This window comes from Streptomyces sp. NPDC094448 (assembly GCF_044763775.1).
Classification (GTDB): Bacteria; Actinomycetota; Actinomycetes; order Streptomycetales; family Streptomycetaceae; genus Streptomyces.
The window spans coordinates 41,128-54,572 of the sequence record NZ_JBIWGU010000011.1; the positions used below are offsets into that span (position 1 = coordinate 41,128).

Here is a 13,445-nt window from a genome sequence, read left to right on the forward strand (position 1 = left end):
CGGAAGCGGAGGATCGGCGGGTGCGCCGGGGCGGCTGTCCGCCCCGCTCCTGCCCGGTCCCCCCGGGGTGCGGGACACTGGCAGCGAGCCGCCTCTACGATCCGTGTGAGAGGTGACACTCATAGACGGGGCAGACAAGGGGAACCAGCCGATTTCCCGACGCGTGGATACGATCAGTAAGCAGTATGAGGACGGCAGCGCCGGAGGAGGTGCCCGATGGGAGTTCTGAAGCGTTTCGAGCAGCGTCTCGAAGGTCTGGTCAACGGCACCTTCGCCAAGGTGTTCAAGTCCGAGGTCCAGCCCGTGGAGATCGCCGGCGCGCTCCAGCGCGAGTGCGACAACAACGCCACGATCTGGAACCGCGACCGCACGGTCGTACCCAATGACTTCATCGTCGAGCTGAGCACCCCCGACTACGAACGGCTGAGCCCGTACTCGGGCCAGCTCGGCGACGAGCTGGCGGGTCTGGTGCGGGACTACGCCAAGCAGCAGCGTTACACCTTTATGGGCCCCATCAAGGTCCATCTGGAGAAGGCCGACGATCTCGACACCGGGCTCTACCGGGTCCGCAGCCGCACCCTGGCGTCGAGTACGTCACAGGTGCCCGACCGCGGCCCGGACCGGGGCGGTGCCGGTTATCCGTCCCGCCCCGCGGGCGGCCCTCCCGGCGCCCCGCCCATGCCCTCCACGCCGCCCCCGGGCGGACGCCCCGGCCTGGCGGCCGTAGGCTCCGACCGCAGGCCCGGCGGACCGGGCCCGCTGCCCGGAGCCCAGGTCAGGTGCTGGATCGAGATCAACGGCACCCGCCACCAGATCTCCCGCGCGACGCTGGTGCTGGGACGCAGCACCGAAGCCGATGTGCGGATCGACGACCCCGGCGTCTCGCGCCGGCACTGCGAGATCCGGACCGGAACGCCCCCGACGATCCAGGATCTCGGATCCACCAACGGCATCGTGGTGGACGGGCAGCACACCACCCGCGCTACGCTCCGCGACGGCTCGCGGATCGTCGTGGGCAGCACCACCATCGTTTACCGGCAAGCCGAAGGGTGAAGCGGGGGCAATGTCAGAGCTGACCCTGACGGTCATGCGGCTGGGTTTCCTGGCCGTTCTGTGGCTGTTCGTCATCGTGGCCGTCCAGGTCATCCGCAGTGACCTGTTCGGTACGCGGGTCACCCAGCGCGGTTCGCGCCGCGGCGCCGAGCCACGGCCGCAGCAGCGCCAGGCCGCCACGGCCCCGCCGCAGCAGCGCCAGCAGCAGCCGCCGCCGTCCGGCGGCCGCCAGCGGCGCGGCGCCCCGACCAAGCTGATCGTCACGGAGGGCACCCTCACCGGGACCACCGTCGCGCTCCAGGGGCAGACGATCAGCCTCGGCCGGGCCCATGACTCCACGATCGTGCTGGACGACGACTACGCGTCCAGCAGGCATGCCAGGATCTACCCGGACCGTGACGGCCAGTGGATCGTCGAGGACCTCGGGTCCACCAACGGCACCTATCTCGACCGGACCCGGCTCACCACCCCGACGCCGATTCCGCCGGGCGCGCCGATCCGTATCGGCAAGACCGTCATCGAGCTGCGGAAGTAGACAGGACCCATGACAGCGCGCGAGCGGAGCGAGCGAGCCGCGGACCCCTCGGCGGACCGGGGCGGGCCAGGGCCATCGACCGGAGGGTGGGCAGTGTGGCGAGAGACCGGCTGTACCCCGATCCAGGTTTCCCGGGGCAGGTGCGTATGAGTCTGTCTCTGCGCTTCGCCGCCGGATCCCACAAGGGCATGATCCGCGAGGGCAACGAGGACTCCGGCTACGCCGGTCCCCGGCTGCTCGCGATCGCCGACGGCATGGGCGGCCAGGCGGCCGGCGAGGTCGCCTCCTCCGAGGTCATCTCCTCCCTCGTCGGGCTCGACGACGACGTTCCCGGCTCCGACATCATCACCGCCCTCGGCACCGCTGTGCAGCGCGCCAACGAGCAGCTGCGCGTCATGGTCGAGGAAGACCCCCAGCTGGAGGGCATGGGCACCACCCTGACTGCCCTGCTCTGGACCGGTCAGCGGCTCGGTCTGGTCCATGTCGGCGACTCCCGTGCGTATCTCCTGCGCGACGGTGTGCTCACCCAGATCACCCAGGACCACACCTGGGTCCAGCGGCTCGTCGACGAGGGCCGGATCACCGAAGAGGAAGCCACCACGCATCCGCAGCGTTCGCTGCTGATGCGCGCGCTGGGCAGCGGCGACCACGTGGAACCGGATCTGTCGATCCGCGAGGTCCGCGCCGGCGACCGCTATCTCGTCTGTTCCGACGGTCTGTCGGGAGTGGTGTCCCACCAGACGATGGAGGACACCCTCGCGGGCTACCAGGGCCCCCAGGAGACCGTCCAGAGCCTGATCCAGCTCGCCCTGCGCGGCGGCGGGCCCGACAACATCACCTGCATCGTCGCGGACGTCCTCGACACCGAGGCCGACGACGGGCTCGCGGGGCAGCTCAGCGACACCCCGGTGGTCGTCGGCGCGGTCGCCGAGAACCAGTACCCGCTCAACGACGGCGGCGCCATGCAGACCCCGGCCGGACGGGCGTCCGGCCTGGGCCGCCCGGCGCCCCCGGCGGGCGGCTTCGGCCCGCCCGGCAGCGGCGGCCGCGGCGGCTACGGCGGCCGGGCCCCGGACGGCAGCCAGGACGCGTACGCCGATGTGTACGACGGCGACTACGACAAACCGCGTTCGGCCGGCCGCAAGTGGCTGACCAGGTCGCTGGGCGCAGCCCTCGCCCTGGCCGTCGTCGGCGGCGCGCTCTACGGCGGCTACCGCTGGACCCAGACCCAGTACTACGTCGGCACCAAGGACGGGCACGTCGCCCTCTTCCAGGGCATCGACCAGGATCTGGGCTGGGTGTCGCTCTCGAAGGTGAAGAAGGACCACCCCGAGATCGAACTCAAGTACCTGCCGCCGTACCAGCAGAAGCAGGTCGAGGGCACGATCACCCAGGACAGCCTGGGCCGGGCCAAGGCGAAGATCGCCGAACTCTCCGTCCAGGCGACCGCCTGCCGGAAGAACGAGGAGCGCCGCGAGGCCTCCGCACAGGCCACCAAGGCCGCCGAAGCCGAAAAGGCGCGGAAGGCCGCCGAGGGCGACAGCAAGACCACCGAAAAGCCGCCGACCACCGCTTCTCCCGCTCCGGGTCCCACCCTCTCGGAGGAGGAGCAGAAGCTGGCCTCGAACTGCGGTAAGCAGTAACTCAGCCGTAGGGGGCCTTCTCGACCATGAGCGTTGTCACCAACACCACCACGATCGGCGCGATCGACGCACCGAGCCGCCGGAACACCGAGCTGATGCTGCTCGGCCTCGCCGTGGCCATCGCGGTCTTCGCGTACGTCAATGTGGGCCTCGCCATCGACGGCAAACTGCCCGCGGGCGTCTTCGGCTACACCGCGGGGATCACCCTGCTGGCCGCCGTGGCCCATCTGGTGGTGCGCAAGTTCGCCAAGTACGCCGATCCCCTGCTGCTGCCGCTGGCCGTGGTCCTCAACGGCATCGGGCTGGTGATGATCTGGCGGCTGGACCAGTCCAAGCGGCTGATCCGGCGGGCCGAGGCGGCCTGGGGCTCGTTCTCCCCGGACGCCCCCAAGCAGATGCTGTACTCGGCGATCGGGATCGCGCTCTTCGTCGGTGTGCTGCTGCTGCTGAAGGACCACCGGATCCTCCAGCGCTACACGTACATCTCGATGGCGGTGGCGCTGGTCCTGCTGGCGCTGCCGATGTTCTTCCCGGCCCGCAACGGCGCCCGGATCTGGATCAGCCTCGGCCCGATCAACATCCAGCCCGGCGAATTCGCGAAGATCATCATCGCGGTCTTCTTCTCCGGCTATCTGATGGTGAAACGGGATGCGCTGGCCCTGGCCAGCCGCCGTTTCCTCGGCCTCTACCTGCCGCGCGGACGCGACCTCGGCCCGATCCTCGTGGTCTGGGCGATGTCCATCCTGATCCTGGTCTTCGAGACCGACCTCGGCACCTCCCTGCTGTTCTTCGGCATGTTCGTGATCATGCTGTACGTGGCCACGGAGCGGACCAGCTGGATCGTCTTCGGCCTGCTGATGTCCGCGGCCGGCGCGGTGGGCGTGGCCTCGGTCTCCCCGCATGTCGGCGCCCGGGTCGACGCCTGGCTGGACCCCTTCGGCTGCGCCACCGCCGCCTGTGAGCAGGTCTCCAACTCGATCATGTCGTTCGGCGCCGGCGGCACCCTCGGCACCGGCCTCGGCCAGGGCAACTCCGATCTGATCGGCTTCGCCACCAACTCCGACTTCATCCTCGCCACGGTCGGCGAGGAGTTCGGCCTGGCCGGGATGATGGCGTTCCTGCTGCTGTACGGGCTGATCGTGGAGCGCGGTATCCGTACGGCGCTGGCCGCCCGCGACCCCTTCGGCAAGCTGCTGGCGATCGGCCTCTCCGGCGCCTTCGCGATCCAGGTGTTCGTCGTCGCCGGCGGTGTGATGGGCCTGATCCCGCTGACCGGTATGACGATGCCGTTCGTCGCGGCCGGCGGCTCCTCCGTGATCGCCAACTGGGCACTGATCGCCATCCTGATCCGGATCAGCGATACGGCGCGCCGCCCGGCCCCCGCGCCCGCCCCGTCCCCCGACGCCGAGATGACCCAGGTGGTCCGCCCGTGAACAAGCCCCTGCGCCGGATCGCGATCTTCTGCGGACTCCTCGTCCTCGCCCTGCTCGTACGGGCCAACTGGCTCCAGTACGTAGAGGCCGAGAAGCTGAACACGCACGACAAGAACCGCCGGGTGCTGATCGAGCGGTACGCCGCCGAGCGCGGCAACATCATCGTCGACGGCAAGCCCATCACCGGCTCCGTGAAGACGGACAGCGCGGACTTCGCGTACAAGCGGACCTATGTCAACGGCCCCATGTGGGCGCCGGTCACCGGATACGCCTCCCAGGTCTTCGGCGCCAACCAGCTGGAGAAGCTGGAGGACGGCATCCTCACCGGCAATTCGGACCAGCTCTTCTTCGACCGCACGATGGCCATGTTCACCGGCGACAAAAAGAAGGGCGGCAATGTCGTCACGACCCTGAACGGGGCCGCGCAGACCGCCGCTTTCAAGGGCCTCGGCACCAAGAAGGGCGCGGTCGCCGCGATCGACCCCAAGACCGGCAAGATCCTCGCACTCGCCTCCACTCCCTCGTACGACCCGGGCGCCTTCGCCGGCAGTGCCACGGCGGACGAGAAGGCCTGGGCGACGCTGTCCTCCAAGGACAACAAGGAGAAGCCGATGCTGAACCGGGCGCTGCGGGAGGTCTACCCGCCCGGTTCGGTGTTCAAGGTGGTCACGGCGGCGGCGGCGCTGGAGCACGGCAAGGTCGACGACATCAACGCCAAAACGGACACCGAAGAGCCGTACATCCTGCCCAACACCCGGACCCCCATGAAGAACATGGTGACCGGCTGTGAGAACGCGAGCCTGAAGTTCGCCCTCCAGATCTCCTGCAACTCCGTCTTCGCCAAGCTCGGCGACGAGGTGGGCAAGGACAAGATGCTGGAGACGGTGAAGAAGTTCGGCTTCAACAACGACGAGCTGGACACCCCGGTCCGGGCGGCGATGTCCCGCTACAACGAGACCATGGACCGGCCGGGCAACGCGCTCTCCTCCATCGGCCAGTTCGACACCGCGACCACCCCGCTCCAGATGGCGATGGTGGCGGCGGCGATCGCGAACGACGGCAAGCTGATGAAGCCGTACATGGTCGACCAGCTGGTGGCGCCCAATCTCGATGTGATCTCCCAGACCAAGCCGCAGGAGATGAGCCGTCCGCTCTCCTCCGAGAACGCCCAGCTGGTGCGGGACATGATGGAGAACGTCGTCGAGAACGGCGGTGGCCGGAAGGCCGCGCTCGGCGGCGGCGTCAAGGTCGGCGGCAAGACCGGTACCGCCCAGCACGGTGAGAAGAACTCCAAGCGTCCGTACGCCTGGTTCATCTCGTACGCCATGACCGACGACGGCTCCCCGGTCGCGGTCGCCGTGGTCGTCGAGGACAGCGGCGCGAGCCGCGAGGACATCTCCGGCGGCGGTCTGGCGGCGCCGATCGCCAAGGACGTGATGAAGGCGGTACTGGACAGCAGGCGGTAACGGGCCGGCCGCCCGGTCGCACCGCCGGATTCCCGAGAATCCGGCGGAACCGCCGGACCGCCCCGGTCGTCGGAACCAGAGGACCGGCGGACGGGTACGGTGACACATCTCACGTCCGGCTCCGATACCTGCGCATTGCGATACCGGTCGGGTATCAGCTGACGGTGACGGACCGATCGGGTGGTAGGGGCCCGGTAGCGTATGCCGGAGCGGCACACCTGCCGGACCGGACACGGGTGCGGTGACGGAGACAAGTGCGGTGGGGACTGACGGAGAGGGCTGGAACAGTATGGAAGAGCCGCGTCGCCTCGGCGGCCGGTACGAACTGGGCTCGGTGCTCGGCCGTGGTGGCATGGCCGAGGTCTACCTCGCCCACGACACCCGGCTCGGCCGCACCGTCGCCGTGAAGACGCTGCGGGCCGATCTCGCCCGTGATCCGTCCTTCCAGGCCCGGTTCCGCCGTGAGGCCCAGTCCGCCGCTTCGCTCAACCACCCGGCGATCGTCGCCGTGTACGACACGGGCGAAGACTATGTCGACGGGGTGTCGATCCCGTACATCGTCATGGAGTACGTCGACGGCTCGACGCTCCGCGAGCTGCTGCACTCCGGGCGCAGGCTGCTGCCCGAGCGCACGCTGGAGATGACGACCGGAATCCTCCAGGCGCTGGAGTACTCGCACCGCAACGGCATCGTCCACCGCGATATCAAACCCGCGAACGTGATGCTGAACCGGAACGGTCAGGTCAAGGTGATGGACTTCGGCATCGCGCGCGCCATGGGCGACGCGGGGATGACGATGACCCAGACCGCGGCCGTCATCGGCACCGCGCAGTACCTCTCCCCCGAGCAGGCCAAGGGCGAGCAGGTCGACGCCCGTTCCGACCTCTACTCCACCGGCTGTCTGCTGTACGAGCTGCTGGCCGTACGGCCGCCGTTCGTCGGCGATTCGCCGGTGGCCGTGGCGTACCAGCACGTCCGGGAGGAGCCGCAGCCGCCTTCCGTCTACGACCCCGAGATCACGCCCGAGATGGACGCCATCGTCCTGCGGGCCCTGGTCAAGGACCCGGACTACCGCTACCAGTCCGCCGACGAGATGCGCGCGGACATCGAGGCCTGTCTCGACGGACAGCCCGTGGCCGCCACGGCCGCGCTGGGTGCCGTCGGCTACGGCGGTGGTTACGGCGGTCCGCAGGACCAGCCGACGACCGCGCTGCGGCAGGCCGACCCGGCCGTGGCCCAGACGTCGATGCTGCCGCCGATGAACCCCGACGACGGCGGTTTCGGCAACTACGACGACCGTCCGGACCGCCGCGGCGGCCGGCCGAAGAAGTCCAACACCTCGACGATACTGCTGGGCGTCGCCGCCGTGCTGGTCCTGGTCGGCGCGATCCTGATCGGCCGCTCCGTCTTCGGCGGCGACGAGGGACCGGTCAAGGTGCCGGTGCCCGTCCTGGTCGGCCAGACCATGGCGAACGCGCAGACGCTGGCGGACAACGCCAAGGTGAAGGTCGAGCAGACCGGCACCGAACCCTGCGACAACCAGCCCAAGGGCACTATCTGCAAGCAGACGCCGGAGACCGGTGAGATGGAGCAGGGCGCCACGGTCCAGGTCGTGGTCTCCGAGGGTTCGCCCAAGGTCGAAGTGCCCGATGTCACCGAGAAGTCCGAGGAGAACGCCCGCGACGCGCTGACCCGCAAGGGCTTCAAGGTCGAGGTCAAGACCTCCGAATCGGACGAGGTGGAGGCCGGCAAGGTCATCAGCCAGCAGCCGGAGGGCAACAGCGAGGCCGAGAAGAACTCCACCGTCACCATCACGGTGGCCCGCCAGGCCCAGGTGACCGTCCCCGATGTGGTGACGCGCCAGCTCGGCCAGGGCCAGAGGCAGTTGGAGGACCTGGAGTTCAAGGTCGAGGTCGAGATGATCGACTCGGACAAGCCGACCAACGAGATCGTCGAGCAGAGCCCGCGCGACGGCAAGGCCGCCAAGGGCTCCACCGTGAAGCTGAAGGTCTCCAAGGGCCAGGCCCAGCAGACGCAGGCGCCGATGCTGCTGACGCTGACCGTGGAACAGGCCAGGCAGGCCCTGCAGCAGCAGGGGCTCCAGCTCGGCAACGTCAGCGGCCCGCAGGGTGGCAACGCCCGGGTCATCAAGCAGGACCCGCAGCCCGGCACCCAGCTGAACCAGGGCGATCCGGTCAATGTCGAGACCCAGGACTTCGGCGGGAACGGCAATGGCAACGGCGGGAACGGCAACGGTGGCAACGGGAACGGCGGCGGCCTGATCATCGGCGGCGGCGAAGGCGGCGACTGACACCGGTCCGGCCCTCCGTCCCCCGGCGGGTACGGAGCGGATTGACGGAGTACGGGGAAGGCCCCGGCACCTACGAGGGTGCCGGGGCCTTTCCCGTACCGTCTGTCCTGCTTGTTCCGCCGGTACCGCCCGCACTGCCTCTACCGCTTGCTTGCACCGGCTTCTACTGCTTGCACCGGCCCTTACCGCTTGCAGTGCAAGCACGCAAGCACTGCTTATGCCGCTGGTTTACGGCTCAGCGCAGCTCCGCCGGTTTGGTGCGCTCCCGGTCGATCTTCTCCTCGCGCACCAGCTCGCCCCAGACGATGTAGCGGTAGTCCGAGGTGAGGATGGGGGTGCAGGTGGTGAGGGTGATGTACCGGCCCGGCTTGGCCTTCCCGGACTCCTTCGGCACCGGGTCCAGCACCTCCACGTTGTACTTGGAGGTCTTCGGCAGCGTCTTGTAGACCTTGTAGACGTACCAGGTGTCCTTCGTCTCGAAGACGACCGGATCACCTGTCCTGATCTTGTGGATGTTGTGGAACTTGGCGCCGTGGCCGTCGCGGTGGGCGGCCAGCGTGAAGTTGCCCCGGGCGTCCCACGGCAGCGCCGATCTGACCGGCTGGGTGTAGTAGCCGGCGATCCCGTCGTTCAGCTCCTCGGGGTCGGTGCCCCGCTTCACCAGCACCTCGCCGTTCTTCATCGCGGGTACGTGGAGGAAGCCGATGCCGTCCTTGGTGTCGAGGCCGCGCGGCGCGTTGTTCGCCTTCCAGCCGTCGCGTACCTCGCCGCTCTGGCGGGCCGCCTCCCGGTCGGCTATCACATTGGTCCACCACAGCGAGTAGGCGACGAAGAGACCGAGCACCACGCCCGCGGTGATCAGCAGTTCGCCGAGGACACTGATGACACCGGCGATCCGGCTGCGTGCACGTGACACTGCTGCACCTGTTCCCGTCTGTTTCCTGGTGGCGCGTGAGGCGGCGGGCGGCCCGGTGGGCAACCGGGCCGGACCTTAGCCTATGAGGGCGTCGGGCTTGCCCTTGCTGCGCGGCCGCTCCTCGACCATCCTGCCCCACACGATCATGCGGTACGTACTGGTGAACTCGGGCGTGCAGGTGGTGAGCGTGATGTACCGGCCGGGTCCCGTGAATCCCGAACCGCGGGGTACGGGGTCGAGAACCGCGACATTGGACGGCGCGGTCTGCGGCAGGATGCTCGCCATCTCGTAGGTGTAGTACGCGTCCCGGGTCTCGACGACGATCGGGTCACCGGGCTTGAGGCGGTTGATGTAGCGGAACGGTTCGCCATGGGTGTTGCGGTGGCCCGCGACCCCGAAGTTGCCCGTACGGTCGGACGGCATCGCCGTTGCGAGACGGCCCTCCGCATAGCGGCCCACCATTCCCCGGTCCAGGACCTTCTTCTTGTCGATGCCCTCGGCGACCGGGACGACGACGTCCAGCTTGGGGATGTACATGATGGCGAACCCCTCGCCGGGGCGGAAGGCCCCGGGGGCGCGCTCGGTGTCCGTGAAGCTCTGCTCGATGCGCTGCTTCTCCTTGCCCGCCTCCATCCCGGCCCGGACGTTGGTCCACCAGAGCTGGTAGGTGACGAAGAGCAGCATGACCACACCGCAGGTGATGAACAGCTCGCCCATGGCCCGGCTGGCGATCACGGCCGGGCTGTCCTTGGCCGCGCGGGCGGCGGCGCGTGCCTCGACCCGGGTGAGGGGGCGGCCGGGTTCTCCGGGCGCGGCGCCGGCGGGGGCCGCGGGGCCCTGTCGGCGTCCGCCACGGCCCTTTCTGGCGGCCGCCGCGGCGGCCCGGCGGCGTTCGGCCCGGCCGGGACCGGAGGGGAGCGGGGGAGTGCGGTCCGCGGACGGTACGGACGGCTCGTCGAAGGCCCCGGGGACGGCAGAGGTGTCGGGGACGGCAGAGGCTCCGGGGACCTGAAAGGTGTGGGGGGCCTGGGGGGCCTGGGGGGCCTGGGGGGCCTGGGGGGCGTCACCGATCACGGGCATGACCGCGGTGTCCCCCACGCCGCGGGACCGCGGCGGGGGCATGGGCCGGGGCGCGGGCTCCCCCGGGGCCTGCTGCTGAGGCTCCTGGGCCTGCTGGGCCTGTTGCCGGGGCTGCTGAGGGTGCTGAGGGTGTGGGGCCTGCTGCGTCTGCCGGGCCCGCTGGGCCTGTGGGTCCGGCTGCTGCTGAGGGTCCTGCCGGTGCGCGGCGGCGCTGCCTCCGGTGACCCGGGCGCCCGCCGTGAACCACGGCGAGAGCCCCTCCCCCCGGTCCGGCTCCCGCCCGGTCACACCAGGGCCTTGCCCACCACCGGCGCCAGCCCCGCCGAACGGCCGATCGCCCCCGTGTCCCCGCACTGCTCCAGCCAGTTGGCCAGCATCAGATGCCCGTGCTCGGTAAGCACCGACTCGGGGTGGAACTGGACCCCCTCGACCGGGAGTTCACGGTGCCGCAGTCCCATGATGATCCCGTCCGCCGTCCACGCCGTGACCTCCAGCTCGTCCGGCAGGGCCGCGGGCTCGGCGGCCAGCGAGTGGTAGCGGGTGGCGGTGAACGGCGACGGCAGCCCGGCGAAGACGCCCTTGCCCTCGTGGACGACCGGCGAGGTCTTGCCGTGCAGCAGCTCGGGCGCCCGGTCGACCACTCCGCCGTACGCCACGGCCATCGACTGCATACCCAGACAGACCCCGAAGACCGGCACACCGGTGGCGGCGCAGTGCCGGACCATCTCGATGCAGACGCCGGCCTGTTCGGGCGCGCCGGGGCCGGGGGAGAGCAGGACGCCGTCGAAGCCGTCCTGGGCGTGGGCGAGCGCGACCTCGTCGTTCCGTACCACCTCGCACTCCGCGCCGAGCTGATACAGGTACTGGACCAGGTTGAAGACGAAGCTGTCGTAGTTGTCCACGACCAGGATGCGTGTGCGCCGCTCGCTCATCGGGTGGCCCCCTCGGTCCCTTCGGTTCCGGTTCCGGATCCGGTCCCGTCGACCGTGACGTCGTTGAACGGGAGCAGCGGCTCGGCCCATGGGAAGACGTACTGGAAAAGCAGGTAGACGGTCCCCAGGATCAGGACGAGCGCGATGAGGGCACGCACCCACACGTTGCCCGGCAGATGCCGCCAGATCCAGCCGTACATGCCGTCCCTCTCGTTTCGGTACCGCTCCAGATTACGGGGCGGCACGGTGCTGCGGGTCAGCCGCGCAAAGCTTCCGGTTTGCCGTGCGTCACAGGCCGGGTGGCCTCCAGCCGCGCCCAGGCGATCAGCCGGTGGCTGCTGCCCCACTCCGGATCACACGTGGTCAGCGTGAGGTAGCGCCCGGGTTGTGCGAAAGGTGACTTCTTCGGAACGGGATCGACCACTCCGATATCGGTTGGGACCGTTCGGTAGGGCTTTTCGACGATCCGGTAGGTGTACCAGTTGGTGCCGTCGGTGAGGACGACCGCGTCCTTCGGACGCAGCTCGGGGAAGTCCTTGAACGGATCGCCGTAGGTGCGGCGGTGTCCGGCCACGGAGAAGTTCCCGGTCCGGCCGAGGGCGGCGGTACGGGGGTAGTGGCCGAGGCCCTTCTTGAGGGTGCCGACCCCGGTGCCTTCGAGTACGGGCCAGTCCCAGTCCCGGCCGAAACGGGGGATGTACATCACGGCGAAGGGTCTGCCGGGCCGGTATCCGGCTGCGGCCGGCGCACCGGCGGGTTCCGCCGGTTCCGCGGGTTCCGCCGGTTCCGCCGGTTCCGCCGGTTCCGCCGAAGTGGCGGGGGAGGGAGTGGGGGCGGCCGGGGTGCCGGGCGGTTCGGCCGGGCCGCGGGCCCACTGCTCCTGGAGCACGGCGATCTGCCCGTCGCCGGCGGCGGAGGCCTTCACTCCGGTCCAGTGGACGATATAGACCACGAACAGCACGGTGACCGTGCCCGCCGTGATGCACAGCTCGCTGAGGCTGCGGACGATCAGCCGCACCGGCACCGCGGACCCCCAGGGTGTGTGGCCGCTCCGGCAGCCGCCCCGGGCTCGGCGGCCCCGGCGGGCTCGGTCGGCTGGCCGGCTCGGTCGGCTCGGTGCCGGGCTCAGTCGGCTCGGCTCGACGGGGCGACGGGCTTCGCGTGATGGAGGTCCACTGTGCCGGAGTACCCCGGAAGAGTCACGGTGTCGTGCTGGTCCACTTTCCAGCCGAGGCCGTACGCCTTGACGTACAGCTGGTAGTTCTGGACGGCCCGGGAGCGGTCGAGGGCTTTGCGCAGCCGCTCCTGGTCCCCGACCGCGGTGATCTTGTACGGGGGCGAGTAGACCCGGCCCTGGAGGATCAGGGTGTTGCCGACGCAGCGCACCGCGCTGGTGGAGATCAGCCGCTGGTCCATGACCTGGATGCCCTCGGCGCCGCCCGCCCACAGGGCGTTGACGACGGCCTGGAGGTCCTGCTGGTGGATGACGAGGTCATTGGCCCCGGGCTCGGGGTAGCCGGGCGCGGCGCGGGCGTCGGGCGGGGCGTCGTCGAGGGTGACGCTCAGCGCTCCGCCGGTCGCCTTCTCGGTGCCGGACGCCCGCTTCAGGGCGCCGAACCGGGCGTCCTCCTCGCGGGTGTATCCGTCGTCGCCGCGGGCGAGGGAGTCGACCTCGTTCCGGAGCTTCGCCGTGGAGTCGTCGAGTTCGCCGTTGCGGTCGCTGCGCTGCTGGATCAGGTCGGAGAGCTTGAGCAGGGAGTCGTCGGTGCGGAGGTTGGTGCCCTTGGCCGTGTTGAAGCTGGTGACGAAGATCAGTCCGGCGAGGGCGAAGACGGCGGCGGTCAGTGCCCGGAGCGCGACCCGGCGGGCACCCATCACATGATCCCGGGGAACGGGCCGGGAGACCCGTACGCCGTGTTGTTCGTCCACATCCCGGTCAGCCCCCTGTCCCTGCGCCCCTGCCCACCGGCAGAATTGCTCAGCGTACCCTTATCTCACCAGGCGCCGCGGAAGCACTACGCTAACGGACGCCCGGGGGAGGCAGTGGGCCCCTTCGCTTCCTCCGGACCCGGCGCC

At 69.8% G+C, this 13,445-nt stretch carries 12 protein-coding genes; 6 read left to right on the top strand and 6 right to left on the bottom strand.

What is annotated here, in order from left to right; all coding sequences use genetic code 11:
- Positions 1-216: 216 nt before the first annotated feature.
- The 6 genes from ACIQ9E_RS21865 to pknB all read left to right on the top strand — a co-directional run bounded on the left by ACIQ9E_RS21865 (position 217) and on the right by pknB (position 8,441).
- Positions 217-1,053, top strand: coding sequence for a DUF3662 and FHA domain-containing protein (locus ACIQ9E_RS21865; RefSeq protein WP_130584985.1), 837 nt, complete (start codon positions 217-219; stop codon positions 1,051-1,053).
- Between the two features lie 10 nt (positions 1,054-1,063).
- Complete coding sequence (locus tag ACIQ9E_RS21870) at positions 1,064-1,588, top strand: FHA domain-containing protein (RefSeq protein ID WP_403709471.1); 525 nt, start codon at positions 1,064-1,066, stop codon at positions 1,586-1,588.
- A 146-nt stretch (positions 1,589-1,734) separates the two neighbouring features.
- A complete protein-coding gene (locus ACIQ9E_RS21875; RefSeq protein WP_403709472.1) occupies positions 1,735-3,231 on the top strand; it encodes a PP2C family protein-serine/threonine phosphatase in 1,497 nt (498 codons plus the stop codon).
- A 26-nt stretch (positions 3,232-3,257) separates the two neighbouring features.
- On the top strand, positions 3,258-4,664 hold the full coding sequence (locus ACIQ9E_RS21880) for an FtsW/RodA/SpoVE family cell cycle protein (RefSeq protein WP_006348022.1): 1,407 nt from the start codon (positions 3,258-3,260) through the stop codon (positions 4,662-4,664).
- Positions 4,661-6,130 (top strand): penicillin-binding transpeptidase domain-containing protein, encoded by a 1,470-nt coding sequence (locus tag ACIQ9E_RS21885; protein ID WP_403709474.1) that lies wholly within the window; start codon positions 4,661-4,663, stop codon positions 6,128-6,130. Before ACIQ9E_RS21880 ends, ACIQ9E_RS21885 begins: the two co-directional genes overlap by 4 nt.
- A gap of 289 nt (positions 6,131-6,419) precedes the next feature.
- On the top strand, positions 6,420-8,441 hold the full coding sequence (pknB, locus tag ACIQ9E_RS21890; RefSeq protein ID WP_403709476.1) for a Stk1 family PASTA domain-containing Ser/Thr kinase: 2,022 nt from the start codon (positions 6,420-6,422) through the stop codon (positions 8,439-8,441).
- A gap of 235 nt (positions 8,442-8,676) precedes the next feature.
- On the opposite strand, the gene ACIQ9E_RS21895 is transcribed toward pknB, so the two are convergent.
- From ACIQ9E_RS21895 to ACIQ9E_RS21920, 6 genes are all read right to left on the bottom strand, one after another.
- Positions 8,677-9,357, bottom strand: a complete 681-nt coding sequence (locus ACIQ9E_RS21895) for a class E sortase (RefSeq protein WP_403709478.1) — start codon at positions 9,355-9,357, stop codon at positions 8,677-8,679.
- Positions 9,358-9,432: 75 nt separating this feature from the next.
- Positions 9,433-10,725, bottom strand: a complete 1,293-nt coding sequence (locus ACIQ9E_RS21900; RefSeq protein WP_403709480.1) for a class E sortase — start codon at positions 10,723-10,725, stop codon at positions 9,433-9,435.
- Entirely contained in the window at positions 10,722-11,369 is a 648-nt protein-coding gene (locus ACIQ9E_RS21905) for an aminodeoxychorismate/anthranilate synthase component II (protein ID WP_403709482.1), read from the bottom strand. The genes ACIQ9E_RS21900 and ACIQ9E_RS21905 overlap by 4 nt, the downstream gene beginning before the upstream one ends.
- Positions 11,366-11,569 (bottom strand): hypothetical protein, encoded by a 204-nt coding sequence (locus ACIQ9E_RS21910; RefSeq protein WP_403709484.1) that lies wholly within the window; start codon positions 11,567-11,569, stop codon positions 11,366-11,368. Before ACIQ9E_RS21910 ends, ACIQ9E_RS21905 begins: the two co-directional genes overlap by 4 nt.
- Positions 11,570-11,625: 56 nt before the next feature.
- Entirely contained in the window at positions 11,626-12,393 is a 768-nt protein-coding gene (locus ACIQ9E_RS21915) for a class E sortase (RefSeq protein ID WP_403709486.1), read from the bottom strand.
- A 101-nt stretch (positions 12,394-12,494) separates the two neighbouring features.
- Entirely contained in the window at positions 12,495-13,244 is a 750-nt protein-coding gene (locus ACIQ9E_RS21920; RefSeq protein WP_403709846.1) for a DUF881 domain-containing protein, read from the bottom strand.
- Positions 13,245-13,445 lie beyond the last annotated feature (201 nt).

Excerpts from the sequence above, each read along its gene's own strand:
- ACIQ9E_RS21865 (WP_130584985.1), top strand. The coding sequence starts at position 217 with ATGGGAGTTCTGAAGCGTTTCGAGCAGCGTCTCGAAGGTCTGGTCAAC.
- ACIQ9E_RS21870 (WP_403709471.1), top strand. The coding sequence starts at position 1,064 with ATGTCAGAGCTGACCCTGACGGTCATGCGGCTGGGTTTCCTGGCCGTT.
- ACIQ9E_RS21875 (WP_403709472.1), top strand. The coding sequence starts at position 1,735 with ATGAGTCTGTCTCTGCGCTTCGCCGCCGGATCCCACAAGGGCATGATC.
- ACIQ9E_RS21880 (WP_006348022.1), top strand. The coding sequence starts at position 3,258 with ATGAGCGTTGTCACCAACACCACCACGATCGGCGCGATCGACGCACCG.
- pknB (WP_403709476.1), top strand. The coding sequence starts at position 6,420 with ATGGAAGAGCCGCGTCGCCTCGGCGGCCGGTACGAACTGGGCTCGGTG.
- ACIQ9E_RS21905 (WP_403709482.1), bottom strand. The coding sequence starts at position 11,369 with ATGAGCGAGCGGCGCACACGCATCCTGGTCGTGGACAACTACGACAGC.
- ACIQ9E_RS21910 (WP_403709484.1), bottom strand. The coding sequence starts at position 11,569 with ATGTACGGCTGGATCTGGCGGCATCTGCCGGGCAACGTGTGGGTGCGT.
- ACIQ9E_RS21920 (WP_403709846.1), bottom strand. The coding sequence starts at position 13,244 with ATGGGTGCCCGCCGGGTCGCGCTCCGGGCACTGACCGCCGCCGTCTTC.